This is a genomic window from Kribbella deserti (assembly GCF_042434725.1).
GTDB lineage: Bacteria > Actinomycetota > Actinomycetes > Propionibacteriales > Kribbellaceae > Kribbella > Kribbella deserti.
In genome coordinates this window covers 1-20,222 of record NZ_JBHLTC010000030.1, presented here as the reverse complement: position 1 = coordinate 20,222, position 20,222 = coordinate 1, and the positions used below count along the sequence as shown (strand labels likewise).

16 protein-coding genes are annotated in these 20,222 nt (G+C 69.1%); 6 read left to right on the top strand and 10 right to left on the bottom strand.

All coding sequences use genetic code 11. The features are described 5' to 3' along the window. Nucleotides 1-31: 31 nt before the first annotated feature. Together ACFFGN_RS22835 and ACFFGN_RS22830 are read left to right on the top strand one after the other, a co-directional pair. On the top strand, nucleotides 32-2,350 hold the full coding sequence (locus ACFFGN_RS22835; protein WP_380051069.1) for a kinetoplast-associated-like protein: 2,319 nt from the start codon (nucleotides 32-34) through the stop codon (nucleotides 2,348-2,350). A gap of 79 nt (nucleotides 2,351-2,429) precedes the next feature. Further along, nucleotides 2,430-3,380, top strand: a complete 951-nt coding sequence (locus ACFFGN_RS22830; RefSeq protein WP_380051068.1) for a DivIVA domain-containing protein — start codon at nucleotides 2,430-2,432, stop codon at nucleotides 3,378-3,380. A gap of 56 nt (nucleotides 3,381-3,436) precedes the next feature. Here the strand turns inward: ACFFGN_RS22830 and ACFFGN_RS22825 are convergent, their stop codons facing one another. After that, nucleotides 3,437-4,414, bottom strand: a complete 978-nt coding sequence (locus ACFFGN_RS22825) for an iron-sulfur binding domain-containing protein (protein WP_380051067.1) — start codon at nucleotides 4,412-4,414, stop codon at nucleotides 3,437-3,439. Nucleotides 4,415-4,446: 32 nt separating this feature from the next. Between ACFFGN_RS22825 and ACFFGN_RS22820 the strand changes: the two genes are divergently transcribed. Further along, entirely contained in the window at nucleotides 4,447-5,073 is a 627-nt protein-coding gene (locus tag ACFFGN_RS22820) for a hypothetical protein (RefSeq protein WP_380051065.1), read from the top strand. Here the strand turns inward: ACFFGN_RS22820 and ACFFGN_RS22815 are convergent. Both ACFFGN_RS22815 and disA read right to left on the bottom strand, forming a co-directional pair. After that, on the bottom strand, nucleotides 5,070-6,545 hold the full coding sequence (locus ACFFGN_RS22815) for a DHA2 family efflux MFS transporter permease subunit (RefSeq protein ID WP_380051063.1): 1,476 nt from the start codon (nucleotides 6,543-6,545) through the stop codon (nucleotides 5,070-5,072). The genes ACFFGN_RS22820 and ACFFGN_RS22815 overlap by 4 nt on opposite strands. A gap of 13 nt (nucleotides 6,546-6,558) precedes the next feature. After that, a complete protein-coding gene (gene disA, locus ACFFGN_RS22810; protein ID WP_380051061.1) occupies nucleotides 6,559-7,653 on the bottom strand; it encodes a DNA integrity scanning diadenylate cyclase DisA in 1,095 nt (364 codons plus the stop codon). 138 nt (nucleotides 7,654-7,791) lie between these two features. Here disA and ACFFGN_RS22805 point away from each other — a divergent pair, with 138 nt between their 5' ends. Continuing rightward, on the top strand, nucleotides 7,792-8,580 hold the full coding sequence (locus ACFFGN_RS22805; protein WP_380051059.1) for a GNAT family N-acetyltransferase: 789 nt from the start codon (nucleotides 7,792-7,794) through the stop codon (nucleotides 8,578-8,580). Between the two features lie 94 nt (nucleotides 8,581-8,674). Here ACFFGN_RS22805 and ACFFGN_RS22800 read toward each other — a convergent pair whose 3' ends face one another. The 5 genes from ACFFGN_RS22800 to ACFFGN_RS22780 all read right to left on the bottom strand — a co-directional run bounded on the left by ACFFGN_RS22800 (nucleotide 8,675) and on the right by ACFFGN_RS22780 (nucleotide 14,725). Continuing rightward, on the bottom strand, nucleotides 8,675-9,613 hold the full coding sequence (locus ACFFGN_RS22800) for a beta-ketoacyl-ACP synthase III (RefSeq protein WP_380051057.1): 939 nt from the start codon (nucleotides 9,611-9,613) through the stop codon (nucleotides 8,675-8,677). A 129-nt stretch (nucleotides 9,614-9,742) separates the two neighbouring features. Continuing rightward, on the bottom strand, nucleotides 9,743-11,143 hold the full coding sequence (radA, locus tag ACFFGN_RS22795) for a DNA repair protein RadA (RefSeq protein ID WP_380051055.1): 1,401 nt from the start codon (nucleotides 11,141-11,143) through the stop codon (nucleotides 9,743-9,745). Between the two features lie 39 nt (nucleotides 11,144-11,182). Further along, the gene (locus ACFFGN_RS22790) at nucleotides 11,183-11,884 is read right to left on the bottom strand and encodes a class I SAM-dependent methyltransferase (protein WP_380051053.1); all 702 of its coding nucleotides are present in this window, start codon (nucleotides 11,882-11,884) and stop codon (nucleotides 11,183-11,185) included. Then, nucleotides 11,884-13,218: an alpha/beta fold hydrolase gene (locus ACFFGN_RS22785; RefSeq protein ID WP_380051051.1), complete on the bottom strand. Its 1,335-nt coding sequence runs from the start codon at nucleotides 13,216-13,218 to the stop codon at nucleotides 11,884-11,886. The genes ACFFGN_RS22790 and ACFFGN_RS22785 overlap by 1 nt, the downstream gene beginning before the upstream one ends. A gap of 229 nt (nucleotides 13,219-13,447) precedes the next feature. Then, nucleotides 13,448-14,725: an MFS transporter gene (locus ACFFGN_RS22780; protein ID WP_380051049.1), complete on the bottom strand. Its 1,278-nt coding sequence runs from the start codon at nucleotides 14,723-14,725 to the stop codon at nucleotides 13,448-13,450. 188 nt (nucleotides 14,726-14,913) lie between these two features. On the opposite strand from ACFFGN_RS22780, the gene ACFFGN_RS22775 reads away from it, so the two are divergent. Both ACFFGN_RS22775 and ACFFGN_RS22770 read left to right on the top strand, forming a co-directional pair. Further along, nucleotides 14,914-16,317, top strand: a complete 1,404-nt coding sequence (locus tag ACFFGN_RS22775) for a beta-N-acetylhexosaminidase (protein ID WP_380051047.1) — start codon at nucleotides 14,914-14,916, stop codon at nucleotides 16,315-16,317. 18 nt (nucleotides 16,318-16,335) lie between these two features. Continuing rightward, the gene (locus ACFFGN_RS22770) at nucleotides 16,336-17,715 is read left to right on the top strand and encodes a WS/DGAT/MGAT family O-acyltransferase (RefSeq protein WP_380051045.1); all 1,380 of its coding nucleotides are present in this window, start codon (nucleotides 16,336-16,338) and stop codon (nucleotides 17,713-17,715) included. Between the two features lie 24 nt (nucleotides 17,716-17,739). Here ACFFGN_RS22770 and ACFFGN_RS22765 read toward each other — a convergent pair whose 3' ends face one another. Beyond that, nucleotides 17,740-18,930: an MFS transporter gene (locus tag ACFFGN_RS22765; RefSeq protein ID WP_380051043.1), complete on the bottom strand. Its 1,191-nt coding sequence runs from the start codon at nucleotides 18,928-18,930 to the stop codon at nucleotides 17,740-17,742. After that, a complete protein-coding gene (locus ACFFGN_RS22760) occupies nucleotides 18,927-19,706 on the bottom strand; it encodes a DeoR/GlpR family DNA-binding transcription regulator (RefSeq protein WP_380051041.1) in 780 nt (259 codons plus the stop codon). Before ACFFGN_RS22760 ends, ACFFGN_RS22765 begins: the two co-directional genes overlap by 4 nt. Nucleotides 19,707-20,222 lie beyond the last annotated feature (516 nt).

The following is a 20,222-nucleotide window of genomic DNA, read 5'->3' as shown; positions in this document are numbered from 1 at the left end:
GATGGGGCCGTTGATGGAATCATCTCTTCGCATGGACGCCCCGCGTCTGCCGATGACCCAGGAACCGGTCCCTGACGCCGGTTCCTTTGGCGTGCGGCAGGCTGGCGGCGTACTCGAGCGCGCTCAGCGGATAGCGGACACGCTACGTGAGCAAGCCGAGCTCGAGAACGACGCCGCTCGGGAAAAGGCCGACAAATTGCTGGCGCAGGCCGAGGCCGCGTCGGCCCGCCTGCGCGCGGACGCCGAGGCGTACGACGCGGAATCCCGCCGCGCCGCCGACGAATACGTGCAGCTCACCCGCCGGGAAGCCGACGAGTACGTCGAGACCACCCGCCGCGAGGCCGACGAGTACGTCGAGACCACCCGCCGCGAGGCCGATGAGTACGGCGAGTCGACCCGGCGCGAGGCCGATGAGTACGGCGCGGTCACTCGGCGTGACGCCGATGCGTATGCCGAAACGGCTCATGCCCGCGCTGACGCGTATGTCGAGTCCACCCGCGGCGAGGCCGACGCGTATGCGCTGCAGACGCGAACCGGGGCTGACTCGTACTCGGAGCAGATCCGGGTCGAGGCTGCCACGGAGGCCGAGCGCCTTCGGGCGGAAGCGGCCGACGCGGCCGGGCAGGTCCGCGCGGCGGCGACCGCCGAGGCCGAGGAACTCACCTCGGTCGCGACGGCCGACGCCGAGCGGTTGCGCGATGACGCCGCTCAGGCCGCTGAGCAGGTGCGCGCCGAAGCCACCGCCGAGGTCGAATCGCTGCGCGCGGAGGCGACCAGCGAGGTCGAGGCACTGCGCACTGGCGCTACCACCGAGGTAGAGCAGCTCAAGGCGGCGACGGCGACCGAGGTCGAGCAGCTCCGCAGCGAGGCGACAGCCGAGGTCGAGAAGCTGCGGGCGGACGCTGCTGCCGAGCTCCAGAGCCTGCGGGCCGAGGCTGCTGCCGAGGTGGAGAAGCTGCGCGCGGACGCCGCCGCAGAGGCCGAGCGGGTCAAGACGGAGGCGCTCGCCGAGGCCGCGCAGGTCCGCAAGGACGCCGAGGCCGCCGCGAAGAAGCTGGACCTCGAGGCCAAGGCGATGCTGGTCAAGGCGCAGCAGCAGCGGGACATGGCCGAGGAGACCATCGCGTCGGCCAGCCGCGAGGCGCAGGAACTCGTTCGCGACGCCGGCGAACAGGCCGCCTTGGTCTCCCAGGCCGCGCTGAAGACCGAAGCGGAACTGATCGCCCGGGCCGAGGCCGAGGGCACCGAGCTACGGTCCGCCGCCGAGAAGGAGGCCGAGACCGTTCGGGAGCGCTCCCGGACCGAGATCGCCGCGGCCCACGCCGAGATGGAACGCCTGCGCGGCGAGAGCCTGGCGGAGGTGGACCGCCGGATCGCCGAACTGGAGGAGACCGAGCGGGCCCGGCTGGCCGCGATCTCGGTCGAGGTCGAGCGGATCCGCGCCGAGGCCACCGAGGAACTGGCCGAGCGCCGGGCCGAGGTGCAGGCGGAGAACGAGCGCCTGATGGCCGACGCGCAGGCCCAGGCCAAGCTGGTGATCGACGAGGCCGAGGCTCAGCGCCGTACGGCGGCCGCGGAGGCCCGTCGCATCGTCGACGAGGCCACCGAGAGCGCCGAGGGCCAGCTCGCGGCCGCGGCGGAACAGGCGCAGTCTTCCAAGCAGGCGATCGAGAAGCTGCTCGCCTCAGCCGAAGCCGACGCCGAGGCCACCCGCGAGCAGGCGCGGACGCACGCCGCGGAGATCGTCCGGCAGCGCCGGGCGCACCTGCGCCGCGTGGTCGGCCGGACCACCAGCAGGCTGAAGGACACCCAACTCGCGATCGCGGCGGAGAACGCCGAGCTCACCGCCCGGGCCGAGGCCGCGCTGAGCGAGGCCCAGGCCGAGGCCGAGCGCAGGCTGACCGAGGCCAAGGATGAGGCGGCCCGGATCAAGGCCGAGGCGGAGGCGCTGACCGAAGGCGCCGCCGAGCGGGCCGAGGCCACCGCCAAGGAGATCGTCGACCGGGCGAACCGCCGGCAGGCCGAGGCGGAGTCCAGCGCCCGGGTGCTGCGCGAGCGCGCCGCGGACGATCTGGCTCAGGCGCAACGCCAGTCCCACGACCTGTTGCGCAAGTCCCGGGCGGAGGCGATGCAGATCGAGGCGCAGGCCCGTGAACACGCCGACGAACTGCGCGCCCAGGCCCGAAAACATCTCGCCGACGCCGAGGCGAGGGTCGCGACGCTGAACCAGCGACGCGACGAGATCACCAAGGAACTGACACAGTTGTCCGGTGTGATCGAGGCACTCGCTGTTCCTGGACTCCACCTTGGTGGTGGAATGTCGGGGCAAGAGGGTTCCACGGGGGAATGAAAGACGAGGACGTGACAGCCCGATCCTCGTCAGTGACAATGTGTGATCCACCCACCCACCGAAGTGAGCATCAGAAGACATGAGCAGTGAAGCGCCAACCCCCTTCCGTACCGTTCTGCGCGGCTACGAGCCGGCCCAGGTGGACCAGCACGTTCGTGAGCTGACCACCTCGCTGACCGCGCTGCAGCAGCAGTCCGAGCAGCTGCAGCGTCACGTCCAGGAGATGCAGAGCCGCCTGGACGCCGCGGAATCGGCCGTGGTCTCCGCCCAGGAGGACTCGCGCGACAAGACGCCCACCTTCACCGAGTTCGGCGAGCGGGTCGCGAAGATCCTCTCCCTCGCCGACGACGAGGCGCGTGACCTCGTCACCCGTGCCCGCGCCGACTCCGAGGGCATCATCGCCGACGCCGAGGCGCACGCGAAGAAGGTCCGCAAGGAGGCCGAGCAGTACTCCCTGGACTGGAAGAGCGAGGTCGACGCCGAGGCTGCCCGCATCCTCGAGGAGGCCCGTACGCAGGCGGACGACATGCGCGACGAGGCCGAGCGCGACGCCACCGCTCGCCGCAGCGAGGCCCAGGCTCTGTACGAGCAGGAGCGCGCCAAGTCGGCCCAGGCCGCTGCCGCCTTCGAGACCACCCTGGCCGAGCGCCGTGGCAAGGTCGAGCAGGAGTTCGCCGCCCGTACCGCCCTGGCCGAGCAGCAGCTGGCCGCGGTCACCGACCGTGCGGCCCAGGTGCAGCGCGAGGCCGACCGTTCGCGTTCCGAGGCGGAGCGCTTGGCCCAGCAGCAGCTGGCCGACGCCAACCGTCAGGCGCAGGAGATCGTCGCCGCGGCCAAGGACAAGGCCGAGCGCATCCGCGCCGAGTCCGAGCGTGAGCTCGCCGCCGCGACCCAGCGTCGCGACAGCATCAACGCGCAGCTGACCAACGTCCGGCAGATGCTGGCCACGTTGTCCGGCAGCCCGGCGATGCCGCTCGACCTGCTCGAAGACGAGCCGGCCGAGGCGAACGGGAACTCGAAGAAGAACTGATTGCTTTGAGCGGTCGCTTCCGGGCGGCCGCTAGCTCACTGCGGTAGGCGACCGCGTTAGATCGGTAGGCGGAAGCGAGAACGCGCCAAAGGCTCCACCAAACCGTCGGCCACCAGGCCGTCGAGGGCGCGTTCTCGCTGGGCCACGTCCGGCCAGGCCCTGTCGAGACGGGCCTTGCCGACCGGACCAGCCGAGTCCCGGAGTACGGCGAGCAGCCGGCCCCGGGCCTGACGGTCCGTACCGTCATAGGTCTGGCCCTTGCGGGGTGGCCCGTCATACGCGGGCCGCCCGGCCAGCGTCCAGGCACACCGCTCGACGATCGGGCAGTGCCCGCATTTCGGCGTGCGCGCGGTGCAGATCAGCGCGCCCAGTTCCATCGTCGCGACCGCCCATTTCGCCGCCGTCGCGGCATCGAGCGGCATAGCCTGTTCGGCCCGGCGTAGATCTGCCGCGGTCGGGGAGATCGAAGGCTGCGCGTCGCCGCCCAAGGCGCGCGCGAACACCCGGCGTACGTTCGTATCGACCACGGCGTGCCGCTGGCCGAAGGCGAACGACGCGATTGCTGCCGCCGTGTAGGTCCCAACTCCCGGTAAAGCCAGCAAGTCGGCGTGGTCGTTAGGGACTTCGCCGCCGTGGTTGTCCGTAATGGCCCGTGCAGCCGCGTGCAGGCGCAGGGCCCGGCGGGGATAGCCCAGCCGTCCCCAGGCCCGTACGGCCTCTCCAGGCGGTTCTGCCGCTAGGGCCTTCGGTGTCGGCCACCGGTCCATCCAGATCGCGTAGACGGGCAGTACCCGGACTACCGGCGTCTGCTGCAGCATGAACTCGCTGACCATGACGGCCCAGGCCCCGGCGTCCGGCTCTCGCCACGGCAGCACTCGGGCGTTGGCGTCGTACCAGCTCAGAATCGGCTCGTGTAGCTCTGCCGCGGCTGCGGTGGCTGAGGTGACTGCGGCGGCCGTGCGCGGCTTGGCCGCTTTCGGCCTCTGCGGGCGGGCCTGGGGCTGAGATGCGTCGGAGCGCGGCGAGTCGGGCATGGCGCCACGATCCTGCCATCTATCGTGCTGCCATGAGCAGCCTGCTCCGTCCGGTCGGGCACTTGCCGGCCAACGTGTACTGGTTCCGTCGCGGATTGCTGCTCGTCGCCCTGTTCGCCCTCATCTTCGTTCTGCTCCGTGTACTCGGCGGTGGCGGCGACGAAGACCCGAAACAGGCCTCCAGCGGCGTTACCACCACCCCGACCTCCACGCCCACGGCGGGAAGCGGCACCGGTACGCCGACTTCGACGGCTACAACGACTCCGGGTGAGGTAGGGCGTTGCGCCGGTTCCGACATCCGCATCGGCGTGGCCCCGGGCACTCGCACGATCCTCGCCGGAGGAACGCTCAACTTCGGAATCGTCATCGGCGCCCTGAGCGGTTCGTGCAAGGCCGAGATCGATCCGACCCGCCTGACGCTCACGGTGATGTCGGGCAAGGACCGGATCTGGACGAGCGCGCACTGCCAGAAGGCCGTCACGAAAACCACGGCGACTCTGGCCGACAAACTCGACTACACCGGCACGATCCGCTGGGACGGCCGCCGCTCCGTCCCCGGCTGCACCCCAGGTCAGCCGATCGCTCGCCCCGGAACCTACACAGCCCAAGCCGAGTACGACGGCCGCGCCTCCGCCATCCAGGCCTTCCGAATCAACTAGCTCACGGTCTTTCGCATGTGTTGAGGGCGTTCGAACCAGAGGGCGGCGGCTAGGCCGGCTACTAGAACTAGGGCCGGTAGGTAGAGGGATTGGGCCATCGCGGCGCTGAAGCCGTCGTGGAACTGCGCTGGCAGGTGGCCGCCGAACTCGTCGGCTCCAGCGTCCGCGGCGGGTAGTTCGACGGCAAGGCGAGCTTCCATCAGTACGGCGATACCGGCGCTACCGAGTACCGCACCGACCTGTCGGGTGGTGTTGTAGATACCCGCGCCAGCGCCCGCCTGATGCATCGGGAGGTTCCTGGTCGCCGTACTGCCGATTGGTGCCCACATGAACCCGTTGGCAACGCCTAGAAGGCCTATCGGCAGTAGGAGTTCCCATACGTGGGCTTGCGGCGTCATGACCTGTGCGAGCCATACGAGCGACACTGGGAAGCAGAGCAGGCCTAGCCCGGCCAAGTACCTGGGGTGGACCTTGTCGGTCAGCCCTCCGACGAACGGCGCGAGTGCACCCGAGATGACCGCCATCGGCACCAGCAGCAACGCCGCCCGGGTGGGACTCAATCCGCGGACGGACTGCGCGTACAGCATCAGGGGAAACGTCATCGCGGTGATCGAGAAGCCGATCGTGGTAATGGCGATATTCGCCAGCGAGAAGTTTCGATCGCGGAAGAGGCTCAACGGCAGCAGGGGCTCGCGCGGATTGCGGTACTGCCAGAACAGGAACAACCCGATCACGATCAGGCCCGCGATGATCAGGGACCAGACCGAAATCGGACCGGTGATCCGGCCCCAGTCGTACTGCTGGCCTTCCTGGATGCCGAACACCAGGCAGAACAGGCCGATCGTGATCAGCGCGACGCCGAGCCAGTCGAACCGGTGCTGATTGGTCGGCAGATCCGGGACCAGCCGCACCGCCAGCACGAACGCGATCACGCCGACCGGCGCGTTCACGAAGAAGATCCACTCCCAGCCGAGGCCGTCCACCAGCACGCCACCGAGGATCGGCCCGACCAGCGTGGCGACCCCCGCGACGGCGCCCCACAGGCTCATCGCCCGGCCGCGTTCGTTCGCCGGGAAGATCCGGGTGATCACGGCCATCGTCTGCGGCGTCATCATCGAGGCGCCGAAGCCCTGGAAGATGCGCGCCACGATCAGCATCTCGACCGAGGTGGTCAGGCCGCACCAGACCGAGGCGAGGGTGAAGACCACCAGACCGGTCAGGTAGAGGTTCTTCGGGCCGAAACGGTCACCGAGCCGGCCGGTGATCAGTAGCGGAACGGCGTACGCCAGCAGGTAGGCGCTGGTCACCCAGACCACGCTGCCGACATCGGTACCGAGTTCGGCCAGAATGGCGGGCGTCGCCACCGAGACGATGGTCGAGTCGACCAGGATCATGAAGAACCCGATCACCAGCGCCCAGAGCGCCGGCCACGGTTTCAGCTCCGGTTTCCCGACCTCGGTCTCGACGGCCATTCAGCTGCGTCGGTCAGACGTAGCGTTCGAGAATGCTGGATTCGGCCAGCCGGGACAGGCCTTCGCGAACCGTGCGGGCGCGGTTCTCACCAACGCCATCAACGGTCTGCAGGTCGTCGATGCTGGCGGCGAGCAGCTTCTGCAGGTGGCCGAAGTGCTCGATCAGGCGGTCGATCACGGCACCCGGCAGGCGCGGCACCTTCGCGAGCAGGCGGTAGCCGCGCGGCGTGACGGCGGCGTCCAGTTGCTCCGCGCCACCCAGCTGCAGGGCCCGGGCGACCTGGGCGATGTCGAGCAGATCGGCCGCGCTGACCGCGTCGAGCTCGTCCAGTACGTCCTCGGCGGTCTTCGCCTTCCGGCCGGTCGCCGGCGGCAGGTAGTCCCGGACGACCAGTTCGCGTTCACCGGCCACACCGGCGACGAGTTCGTTCAGCTGCAACGTGAGCAGCCGGCCGTCGGTACCGAGCTCGATCACGTAGCCGTCGATCTCGGCCGCGATCCGGCGCACCATCTCGAGGCGCTGCGCGACCGCGGCGACATCCCGAACGGTGACCAGGTCCTCGATCTCCAGCGCGGACAACGTGCCGGAGACCTCGTCCAGGCGCATCTTGTAGCGCTCGAGCGTCGCCAGGGCCTGGTTCGCCCGGGACAGGATGGCGCCGGAGTCCTCCAGCACATACCGCTGGTCGTCGACGTACAGCGCGATGATGTGCATGGACTGCGATACCGAGATGACCGGGAAGCCGGTCTGCCGGGCGACCCGGTCGGCGGTGCGGTGCCGGGTACCGGTCTCGTCGGTGTGGATCGACGGATCCGGCATCAGGTGCACGGCGGCGCGCAGCATCCGGCTGACGTCGCGGTCGAGAATGATCGCGCCGTCCATCTTGCTGAGTTCGCGCAGACCGGTGGCGCTGAACTCGACGTCGATCTCGAAGCCGCCGGTCGAAATCGAGTCGACGGTCTTGTCATGCCCGACCACCAGCAGCGCGCCGGTCCGCCCGCGCAGAATCCGCTCGAGGCCTTCACGTAGCTCCGTACCCGGGGCCACGGCCGCGAGCGTTGCCCGCATCCGGACGCCGGTGCTGTTCTTCTCCGAGGAGTTCGCCACGGTCACCGAGTCTATGCGGCCCGGCGCCACGCCGTGACCGCCCGCGCCCGAAGGCGGGCGAATTCGCCCTGCCGGTACCCAGCTGCACGCCGGCAAATCCGCTGGCCGGACGCGCGGTGGCCGTGCCAGTCTCGCGTCATGACCTCTCTGCTCGATGAACTCCTGGCCGCGTACGACGAACAACTGCGTGACGGGGAGCCGACCGGCGACGTGGTTCAAACGACTGACGGACCGCTGGTGCGAGTGGAGTATCCGCGGCGCGGCTTCATCGGCTGTCGCACACTAGGCGGGCTCGAAGGCGCCGACTTGGACGCGTTGATCGCCCGGCAGGTGGAGTTCTTCCGCGAGCGCGGTCTGCCCGTCGAGTGGAAGACCCGAGGGCACGACCTGCCCGCGGATCTGCCGGATCGGCTGATCGCCGCGGGCTTTGTACCGGAAGAACAAGAGACCGTCATGATCGGCGAAAGCCAGGCCGTCGCGGATCGCCTCGCGGACGTGGTTCTGCCCGACGCGGTGACGATCCGGCGGGTGACCGAGCGGGACGACCTCGACCGGATCGCGGCGATGGAGTCGGAGGTGTGGGCCGACGACTGGGGCTGGCTCGCCGAGGACCTGGACTCCCGGATCAACGCGGACCCGGAGGCGATGGACGTGTACGTCGCGGAGGCCGACGGCCGGGTGGTCTCGGCCGCGTGGGCGGTTCATCGCGAAGGCACGGACTTCACCGGCCTGTGGGGCGGATCGACCCTGGCCGCTTGGCGCCGCAAGGGCATCTACCGCGCGCTTGTCGCCGTCCGGGCGCGTCGAGCCGTCGAACGCGGCCACCGCTACCTGCAAGTGGACGCGTCCCCGGACAGCGCCCCGATCCTGCAGGCCCTCGGCTTCCACGCCGTCACCACCACCACGCCGTACGTCTACACGCCCTGATCCCGCCATTTCTTCCGCGAGTGGTCGCGTCTGAACACCTCGCGTGGGCGTCTGGGGCCGCCTAGTTCACACGCGCGGAAGAGGCTGGGCGGGGTCAGGGGCAGCGGACGATTTGGCCCGCGTAGGAAAGGCCGCCGCCGAAGCCGAAGAGCAGGACCGGAGCGCCCGTGGGGATCTCGCGGCGTTCCACCAGCTTCGACCAGGCGATCGGAATGCTCGCGGCCGAGGTGTTGCCGGACTCGATGACGTCGCGGGCGATCACCGCGTTCACCGCGCCGAGGCGCTTGGCCAGCGGCTCGATGATGCGCAGATTCGCCTGGTGCAGCACGACCGCGCCGAGATCCGCCGGGGTGATGCCGCTCTTCTCGCAGACCTGCTGGGCGATCTTCGGCAGCTGGGTGGTGGTCCAGCGGAAGACGCTCTGGCCTTCCTGGGCGAACGTGCCGTCGCGTCCCTCGATCCGGACCGCGTCCGACATCTCCGGCACCGAACCCCAGACCACCGGGCCGATCTCGGGTTCGTCCGAGGCGACCAGCACCGCGGCGCCCGCGCCATCGCCGATCAGCACGCAGGTGGTGCGATCGGTCCAGTCCGTCCAGTCGCTGAGCTTCTCGACCCCGATCACCAGGGCCTTGGTCGCGGCGCCGGCCCGGATCGCGTGATCGGCCGTCGCGATGGCGTGGCTGAATCCGGAACAGGCGGTGTTCACGTCGAGGGCAGCGGGCGCGGTCAGACCTAGGCGCGCGGCGACCCGGGCGGCGATGTTGGGCGACCGGTCGATCGCCGTACAGGTCGCGACCACGACCATGTCGAACTCGCTCGCGTGCAGACCCGAGTTGGCGATGGCTTTTTCGGCGGCCCGCGCGGCCATTTCGTCGACCTGCTCGTCCGGCGCGGCGATCCGGCGCTCACGAATACCGACGCGGCTCTGGATCCACTCGTCGTTGGTATCCACCATCGTGGCCAGCTCGGCGTTCGTCAGTACCCGATCGGGCTGGTAGTGGCCGAGGGCAACAACTTTGGAACCGGTCATCTCGCACTGCCTTCCACTGGGTCGACCGGCAGTCTACTCGCCAGTACGCCGCCGCCCCGCCCCGTCTCACCCTCCGGCCGCCCCTGCACCTCGCCTTCATCCGGACCGATGAATGCCAACGGAGGGTGGTCAGGCGGTGATGCCGGCGGCGAGGAGGGCGCTGCGGATGTCGGCGGCGGAGAAGACCTTGAGGCCGTACTTCGCCTGGATGTCCATCGGCTTCAGGTCCTTGCCGCGGTTCGGCGTATCTGCGGGCACGATGGCCTTGGTGAAGCCGAGGCGGGCGGCTTCGGCCAGACGTTTCTCCAGCCCGCCGACGCGCCGGACCTCGCCCGCCAGGCCGACCTCGCCGATGGCGATCAGGCCCGGGTGGATCGCCTTGTCCATCACCGAGGAGGCGACGGCGATCGCGACGGCCAGATCCGCGACCGGCTCGGTGATCTTCACCCCGCCCACGGTGGCGACGTACACCTCCATATCGGACAGTTTGATGCCCGCGCGATTACCGAGCACGGCGAGCACCATCGCGACGCGGCTGGACTCGAGGCCGGACGTCGTACGCCGTGGCTGGGGGGCTCCGGACGGGCCGACCAGGGCCTGCACCTCGGCCAGCAGTGGACGGCGGCCCTCCATCATCACCGTGACACACGTACCCGGAACGGGTTCGGCATGGCGGGAGACGAACAAGCCGGTCGGATCGGTGACCTCGACGATGCCGGTGTCCACCATGTCGAAACAGCCGACCTCGTCCGACGGGCCGAAGCGGTTCTTTGTCGCGCGCACCATCCGGAAACCCGAATGCCGGTCGCCGTCGAACGCGAGCACCACGTCGACCAGGTGCTCCAGCATGCGCGGACCGGCGATCGCGCCCTCCTTGGTGACATGGCCGACCAGCACGATCGCGATATTGCGCTCCTTGGCGAGCCGGACCAGTGCGCCGGTCACCTCGCGAACCTGGGTGACCCCGCCCGGCGCGCCGTCGACCTCGGGATGCGCCATCGTCTGCACCGAGTCGACCACCAGGAACGTCGGTTGCACCGCGTCGACCTGGCCGATCACCGAGCCGAGATCGGTCTCCGCGGCCAGGAACAACTCGTCCACCAGCGCGTCGGTCCGGCCGGCCCGAAGGCGGACCTGGGCGGCCGACTCCTCACCGGAGACGTACAAAGTGCGCTGGCCGCGACGAGCCGACTGGGCCGCGACCTCCAGCAACAGGGTGGACTTGCCGACGCCGGGCTCACCCGCGAGCAGGATGACCGCGCCCGGCACCACGCCGCCACCGAGCACCCGGTCCAGCTCGCTGATCCCGGTCGGGCGGGACTCGGCCTCGACGGCGCTGACCTGGCTGATCGGCATGGCCGGATGGGACACCGCGCTGGCGACCACCCGGTTGGCCTTGGGCGCGCCGATCTCCACCACCGTGCCCCAGGCCTGGCACTCGCCGCAACGGCCGATCCACTTCGCCGCCGTCCAGCCGCACTCCGTGCAGTGGAAGGGCGATCGCGTTGTTTTGGTCGCTGTCTTGGCCATGTCCGACAACCTAGAGGACGCCGCCGACAAAACCCGGGACTAGTACGAACGGCTCCACAGGTTGATGGCGTAGTCGACCTCGGTAATGCCCGGATGTGCCGCGATGATCCGCTCGGCCAGTGCCGGTTCGAACTCGATCCGCACGACGGCCTCGAAGTCTTCCCGCCGTTCGAACCGCCATCCCATGTCGAGGGCCCGGCGCTGCCAGCCGCGCGACGACCAGAACCTCTCCACCTTGTCCGGTTCGATCATCGGATAGCCCTCGCGGAACCAGCCGCCGAAGGTCGAACGGCTCGCGTCGTTGTCGATCACGAACGCCGTACCGCCGCGGCGCATCACGCGGTCCAGTTCGGCCAGGCCCGGTTCGCAACCAGGTCCGAAGAAGTACGCCCAGCGCGCGTGCATCACGTCGATCGAGGCGTCCGGCACCGGCACGGCCTGCGCGGTGCCCTGACGTACGTCGACGTTGCCGAGGCCCGCCGTACGGCGCCGGGCGGCCGCGGCCAGCGTGGCGTGCGGCTCGACCCCGATCACTGCACGGGCGGTCGCCGCGAACATGGGCAGGTGGTAGCCCGTGCCGCAGCCGAGATCGAGTATGGCGGTGCCGGCCCAGTCGTGGATCTCCCGCATCGTCGACTCGATCACGCCGTGCGGATCAACGGCCTTGTTCTCGATCTCGTAGACGGCCGGGTGGTGCCAGATGTTGGGGCTGGGAATGCTGCCCGGGGGGACGTCGGCCATCAGGGCTGGAACCAGACCGGCGGCTTCATCGTGATGAACCCCTGCGAGGTCGGGAACTTCTCCGGCTTGGTCCCGATCTGCACCCAGGTGTTGAGGGCCTCAACCGCCGTGTAGATCTGCAGCGGGCTGAATTGGCAGTGACCCTTACCGGAGGTCCAGGCGTTCGCAAGCCACTGCTGCGTTTGCGCCCGCTCGACCGTCTCGCTGTAGGCCTGAGAGCTTGCGGGCGGGATAAGCGCGTCGGTCCTCGTCCCGAGCAGCAGGACCGGGCGGCTGATCAACCCGCTGAACTCGGCGTACTTCTCGGCGTAGGGCCGGCCGGCTCCGGGCGCGATCCGCAGGGCGCTCATCCGCGAGATGGTGCTGTCGATCAGCTGGTCGTTGATGCCGATCTCGTTCAGGTGATTCCGCTCCTTGGGGGAGACGGCGTAGTGGTGGTCGAGGTTCTGCCCGACGGGTCCGCCGGAGCGCCGCTCCAGGTCAGCCCGGGTCTCGGTCGCGAAACCCCAGACCCGCTTCCACCACTCGGCGCCCTTCGGAATGCCCGCCAGGATCCGGATCAGCTCGAACTTGGCCGGGCCGTCGGCAGCGCCGTACTGCTGGAGCAGGGTCGGCTGCACGTCGCGCTCGAAGTCGAGGTCATCCCGCACGTCCGCGGGCGTGCCCCAGTTGGACGGCCAGCCGTAAACCGCGTCATAGGCGAGCGACAGCGCCAGCATCGCGTCGAACGTGCGCGGTGTGCCGGCGCCGACGGGACAGCCCGCCAGTACGCCGTCGTACAGCTCGTTGCGCTCGAGCTCGCTGAGCGCGATCACCGAGCCCATCGAGAAGCCCGCCATCAACGTCGTCTGGGGCTGACCCACGACGGCCTTGAAGTGCTCGAACAGGGCCCGCATGTCGTCGATGCCCTCGGCAACGGCCCAGCCGTCCTGACGGTACGCCGAACCCGCGACGGCGTATCCCTTCTCCAGCATCAGCTCCTCGGCCTTGTCGCTGAGGAAGGCCGAGACCTCGCGGGGCGCGCCCCGGGCCTCAGAGGTGTTGCGCAGGCCGTGCGCGTAGAGCAGCAGCGTGCCGTTCCAGTCGGCGGGCACGCGGATCTCGAACGCCGCGCCGTCGAGCACGCCGGACAGGTTCTGCGCCGGGCGCGAGTCGGCCCCGGGCCGGGTCGGATCGGGATTGCCACCAGAGTCGCCGGTGATGCTCGGCTGGGGCATCGGCGAGACCGGCGGCGCGACCACCAACTGGTTCGAGAAAGCGCGGCCGAGCCCGAACAGCAGAGCAAGCACTACAACGATGGCGATCCCCGGCACGGCGACGCGCAGACGTGACATCGTCGCCTTCCAGTCGGGCCCAACGGGCGTTCGGGTCCACACAGCATGCTGAGTTCCAGCCCGCAGGAAAGGGCAGGCAACTCCGCGTGAAGCGGTGCTGCCTGACAGTCATATCAGGTGGCCGGCTGGAACCGAAGCGAATGATATCCGGCGGCAAACCCGTCTGGACAACACCGGGTCAGTCCCTGTGGATAACTCATCACCAGACTGTTATGACCCGAGCGCCACGCTATGGCCGGGCCGGCGCCTGAGTGGTCACGGCCAGCACGGCGACGGGGATCAGCAACAGCCCGCAGAACACCGCGAGCCAGTGGAAACCGAACGCGGCGAGAACCGGTCCGGCGGCGGTCCCGGCGACCGACGCGAAGATCCCCATGATCAGGTCGGACATGCCCTGGGCCGACGTGCGGAGGTCGACCGGCACCGACTCGGACAGCAAGGCCGAGCCGGCGACCAGGCAGGCCGACCAGCCGAGACCGAGCAGAACCAGCGCGGTCGCGGTCAGGCCATGCGCCGAGTCGGGCGCGAGGGCCGCGACGAGCATGGCGGCGGCGAGAATCGCCAGGCCGATACCGATCGTGCGGATGCGGCCGAGGTTGTCCGCGAGCCAGCCCATTACCGGGGACAGCGCGTACATGCCGGCGACGTGCCCGCTGATCACGAATCCGACGATCGTGAGTGAGGCGCCGTGATGGCGAAGGTGGACCGAGGTCATCACCATCACGCCGACCATCACCGCGTGGGCCGTCGCGATGGCGATCAGGCCGAGCCGCGCCGGGGGATTGCGGAAGACCTCGCGGAACGTGGTCGCCAGCGGCTGCCGAGCGACTGGGCCAGTTGCGGCCGTCTTAGCCGTCGTGGCCCGGTGCAGACGGCGTAGCCCGGTTATGACGACTACCAGGCTCAGGCTGAAGGCAACCACGGAGAACAGGTAGGGCCCGGCCAAAGAGGTAATGCCCACGCTGGTGCCTAGGGAACCACCTACGCCGGTCAGGTTGGGCCCGACGACTACACCGATCGTGGTGGCCCAGACGACGACCGAAAGGGCTCGGGCGACGTGTTTGGGATCAGCCGCATCCGTGGCGGCGTACCGGGCTTGGAGGTTTGCGGCGGAGCCACTGCCGAAGAGACATCCACCGATCAGTAGTAGCGCCAGCGAGTCGGTTTGCGCCGCCACGATGCTGAGGACGGCTCCAGCCAGTGCGATGACGTAACCCGCACTCAGCGACGTACGACGGCCTCGGGCGCGGGCAAGCTTCGCCAACGGTACGGCCAGTACGGCGGCGCCGATGGTCATCGAGGTGGCAGCGAAACCTGCCATGGACGTGGAGCCCGAGATGTTCTCCGCGAGCAGTGGAGCCACAGCGATGCCACTGGCCACGGCAACGCCGCCGAGCACGTTGCTGACCACAAGGACCCGTACGGTCTGTCGTTGCAGCTCACCCCTCGTCAGGCCGGCAGTGTCGGCAGGAGCGGGCAAATCCGGTGGAGGCGTGTGGGCAGTCACCTGGCCACCTTCTCACCGGTATGGCTCCGTGGCAGCCGGATTAACGCACGGGGACGACTTGTGTGCAACCGGTCGCAGAATGGACCTGACCTGGTAAAGAACTGGTCTTGCTCGATAGGGTTCGAGTAGCCCGTGTTCGGAACAGTAATGCCCTTGCCACGTCGTCGAAGCCCTGACTGGAGTTCGGTATGTCCGACCTGATCGCGATCATTCCCGCACCGCGAGAGCTCGTCCGTGGTGAGGGCTACTGGACCCCAGCGGACCCGGCCGGTGAGGCCGTCCGCTCGGTGGTGGAGAACCTGCCGGACGAGGAGTACCGGATCGACGTGACGCGGGACGGCGCCCGCCTGTCGGGCGGTTCGGACCAGGCCCTGCGGCACGCGGAGCAGACCTTCGCCCAGCTGATCGGGCCGAACGGTGTTCCGGTCGTGAACATCGTCGACTCCCCGCGGTTCGAGTGGCGCGGCCTGATGCTGGACGTCGTACGCCACTTCATGCCGAAGGAGTTCGTGCTGCGCGTGATCGACGCGCTCGAACTGCACCGGATGAACCGGTTGCATCTGCATCTGACCGACGACCAGGGCTGGCGCGTCCAGATCGACGCCTATCCCAGGCTCACCGAGGTCGGCGCCTGGCGGCCGGAGACCATGATCGGCAAGATGTCGCACGGCCAGACCGAGTTCACGTACGACGGCAAGCCGCACGGCGGGTTCTACACCAAGGACGATCTGCGCGAGATCGTCGAGTACGCCGAGCAGCGCGGCATCACCGTGGTGCCCGAGATCGACCTGCCCGGCCACATGCAGGCGGCGATCGCGGCCTACCCGGAGCTCGGCAACCACCCCGGCAAGCAGATCGGCGTACGGCAGGTCTGGGGTATCTCCGAGGACGTGCTGAACGTCAACGACTCGACGGTCGAGTTCGTCCGCACGGTGCTGCGCGAGGTGCTCGAGATCTTCCCTGGGCCGTACATCCACCTCGGTGGTGACGAGTGCCCGGCGAACCAGTGGCGCGAGTCGCCCGCTGCGCAGGCCAAGCAGGCCGAGCTCGGGCTCACCGACGCGACCCAGCTGCAGGGCTGGTTCACCGCGCAGGTGTCGACGGTGCTGGCCGAGGACGGCCGCCGCCTGGTCGGCTGGGACGAGATGGTCGAGACCGACTGCCCGAAGGACGCGGTGATCATGGCCTGGCGTGGCGCCGATCGTGGCGAGATCGCGGCCAAGGCCGGGCACGACGTGGTGATGGCCGCGCACGAGTCGGTCTACTTCGACTACTACCAGGCCGACCCCGAGACCGAGCCGCTGGCGATCGGCCACTTCACGCCGCTGGAGAAGGTGTACGACTTCGACGTCATCCCGGCCGGCCTGACGCCGGAGGAATCCTCCCGCATCATCGGTACGCAGTGCCAGGTGTGGACCGAGTACATGGAAGACGAGCAGCACGTCGGGTACATGCTGTTCCCGCGCATGTCCGCCTTCGCCGAGCGGGCCTGGGGATCACCGAAGACCTCGTACGACGAGTTCGTCGAGCGCCTGCGCGTGCACCTGCCCCGGGTCACCGCTCTCGGGATCAACCATCGCCCGCTCGACTGACGGTTCCATGAGTGCTGCATGAGCGCGCCGGTGGGGCCGCTGGACGCGATGTTCCTCGCGGGGGAGTCGCGGCAGCTGCCCATGCACGTCGGCGGGCTGATGCTGTTCGACCTGCCTGAGGACGCCGGGCGCGACCACCTTGCGAAGTTGTACCGCGAGATGGTCGACCCGGCCCAGGTGGTGAATCCGCTCTTCGGCCGTCGCATCCGGCACAGCGCCGCCAACCTCGGTTATTGGTCGTGGGAGCCGGACGACGAGATCGATCTGGAGTACCACGTCCGGCTGTCGGCGCTGGCACGTCCCGGCCGGATCCGCGAGCTGCTCGAACTCACCTCCCGCCTGCACGGCGCCCGGCTCGACCGGCATCGGCCGTTGTGGGAGATCCACGTCATCGAAGGCCTGCGGGGACGCCGGCTCGCCTTGTACAGCAAGGTCCATCACGCGATGCTGGACGGCGTGAGCGCCTTGCGCTGGATGCAGGCCACGCTCACCGACGACCCCACTCGTCGGCACATGCCCGCGCCGTACGCTCTGCCGGATCGCCAGCCCCAGCAAGCGCCGGAGCCGGGTTTGCTGGAGTCTGTCGCCAAGGTTGGTGGTGGCGTCGGCCGGGTGCTGACCGATCTGGCCGGGCTCACCCCGGTGGCGTTGCGTGGAGCGATGCACAACCTGCGCGCCGAGCATGCCGCGGTCGCGTTCCAGGCGCCGCAAACGATCTTGAACCGGCCGATCACCGGCGCCCGGCGGTTCGCGGCGCAGTCCTGGCCGATGGAACGGCTGGCCACGGTCCGCGCGAGCACCGGCGCCACCTTCAACGACGTCATGCTCGCCATGTGTGCTGGTGCCTTGCGCAACTATCTGCTCGAGCTGAACGCCCTTCCGGACCAGGCGTTGACCGCGATGGTGCCGGTCTCACTGCGCGGCGCCGATGACGAGTCGAACGGCAACGCGCTCGCCACCTTGCTGTGCGACCTGGCGACCGACGAGCCCGATCCGGAACGACGCATGCGCCGCGTCAGCGAGTCGACGAAGTACGCCAAGCGCGTGCTGTCGCAGCTCACACCCCTGCAAAACCTGATGATCGGGGCCGTTGGCCTGGGTTCGGCCGGCCTCGGCGCGGTGATACCCGGCGCGGCCGGGCGGACCCCACCGCCGTACAACCTGGTGATCTCGAACGTGCCCGGGCCCGTCGACAGCACGCTTTACTGGAACGGCGCCCGGCTGCGCGGGTTGTACCCGATGTCGATTGTGCTCAACGGTCAGGCGCTCAACATCAGCGTGACCAGTTACGACCACCAGTTGCACTTCGGCCTGATCGGTTGCCGCCGCAGTGTGCCGCATCTGCAACGGCTGCTGGGTCATCTCGAGACATCGCTGACCGAGCTCGAACGACTCTAGAGCGGGCTTTCGTCTGGAGCGGCTTCAATCGCGTGGTGCGATGGCCGAGGCGAAGAACACGGTGATGGTGCAGAGCGCGATCGGCAGGATGAACGCGATGTTCAACGGCACCCAGTGCGCGAGTCCGCCGATCAAGGCCGGCCCGGCAAGCAGACCGACGTAACCCAGACCGACGACCCGGGCCATCAGGGCGCCGGACGCGCGGGTGTCGAGATTGCCCGCGGCGCTGAACAACTGCGGTACGCCGCCCGCGAGGCCGAGACCGAACAACGCCCAGCCGACCAGCGCCAGCGGCACCCACGGCGAGACCACCACGATGGTCAGACCGACGGCCGCGAGGCCCGCGCCGTACCGGATGATCGCGACCGGGCCGATCGCCGCCGCCACCCGGTCGGTGGCGAACCGCCCGATCGTCATCGCGACGGCGAACGACCCGTACGCGAAGGCCGCCGTACTGCTCGACGTACCGAGAATGTCCTTGAAGTGCAGGGCGGCCCAGTCGTTCGCGACCCCCTCGCCGAGCATCAGCGCGAAGGCCAGACCACCGAGCAGCCAGACCAGTCGCTTCGGCGCGGCCGTACGTCGTTCCGGCTGCTCGGCGTCGTCCGGAGCGGGGTCGCTGTGCGTGGGCTCGAGCAGGTGGCGCGCGGCGATCAGCGAGATGACGATGCTGAGCGCGCCACACACACTGAGCGACACCGCGGTCGGTACTCCGCCCCGAAGCGTGGCGGCGCCGACAACGGCCGCGAAGGCCCCGCCGATCGACCACATGGCGTGGAAGGCGGCCATGATCGGACGGGGATAGGCCCGTTCGACCACGACGGCCTGGGCGTTCATCCCGACATCCAGTGAGCCGTTGCTGAAGCCGAACACCGCCAGCGCCAGGCCGAGCGTCCACCATGAATTGGCGAGACCCGGTCCGAACAGCGAGAGCCCCATCAGGACCCCGGCGGCCGGAACCAGCCGGCGCTGGCCGTACTTGTCGTTCAACGGGCCGGCTACCTGCATCCCGATGAAGGCCGCGCCGCCGAGGATGAGCAGGAGGAACCCGAGCGTGCTGTGGGTGATACGCGTCGCCTGTTCGACGTTCGGAATGTGCACGACCCACAGGCCCATACCGAACCCGTTCAGACCGAAGAACACCCAGGTCGCGATCCGCGCCGCCACCGGCCGGGCCGTTGTCGGGGTGTCGGAGAGTGGCTGTGCGGCGGTCATGCGGCGGTACCTTCCTCAGCAGTGGTGACGACATGAACGCCCAGTTCGGTCAAAGCCGCGCGCTGATCGGCCGGCGCGGACGGATCAGTGACGAGTACGTCGGGCCGATCCGCCGCGCACACCACCGCGAGCGCCGTCCGGTCCCACTTCGCGCCATCCGCCATCACGATCGACCGGTCCGACACCTCGAACGCGGTCTGCTTGACCGCGGCATCGCCCAGATCGTGCGCGGTCATTCCGGCGCCGAGGCTGAACCCGCACGGACTCAGCACCGCGACGTCGAACCGCAACGCCTTCAGGGCGGCCAGCGTCAACGGACCGACCATGGCCAGCTCACCCGGGCGTGGTTCGCCGCCGGGCAGGATCAACCGGACCTTCGGCGCATCGAAGAGCACCTGGGCGGCGTGCATCGACAAGGGCATGACGGTCACCGGCCGGCCGCGAAGGAGGTGGGCGACCTCCAGGGCGGTGGTGCCGCTGTCCAGGACGATCGTTTCGCCGTCGTGAATCAGCTCGGCAGTCGCGGCCGCGATCGCCTTCTTCGCGGTGGTGGACGCGGTCGCTCGGGCGGCGAAGGGTGGTTCTAGTCCAGAGGGCGAGGCCAGTACGGCGCCGCCGTGCACGCGTCGCAGCACGCCTTCGGCCGCTAGGAGGTCCAGATCGCGGCGAATCGTCATCTCGGAGGTGCCGATCGTTTCGGCGAGTTCGGTGACGCTGACGCGGTCGGATGACCGGACGCGTTCGACGATGATCCGCTGACGCTCGGCGCTTTTCACCGGTAGAAGCTAACAAGGTTCTGGTCATTCGCACAAGGACTGTGTGCGAATGAACGTGTTGGCGGTTTGGGGTGAGTGGTTGGGGGGAGGGGTTCCGGGTGGCACCCGTCCCCCTGAGTCTTTCGAATTGTGAGGTCGGTTCGGGCCGCGTCAAGGGTTGGGAATCGGCTGCGCCGACGCGTTCGCGCCCTTGACGCGGCCCGAACCGACCAAAGGCGGCAGCTATCAGGGGGACGGGTGAGGTCTGGCCGGGTTTGGGGATGTTCCGCACGCTCCGCGCCGGAGGTCGCGCACCCTCCGCGCCGGGAGGTCGCGCACGCTCCGCGCCGGGTGGTCGGGTGGCGCCGCGCGGGGGCTACGTCATCCGTCGGGCGGGCCACCTGGCGGTCCCGACGGGCCGGTTGGCGGTTCCGAGGGGCCGGATGGCGGTTGACTCGAGCCGACTACCGACTTTTTGTACGACTACCCGGCTGCAGAGCCTGTTGAGGAATGGGTTCGGGTGGTGGTGGGGTAGGG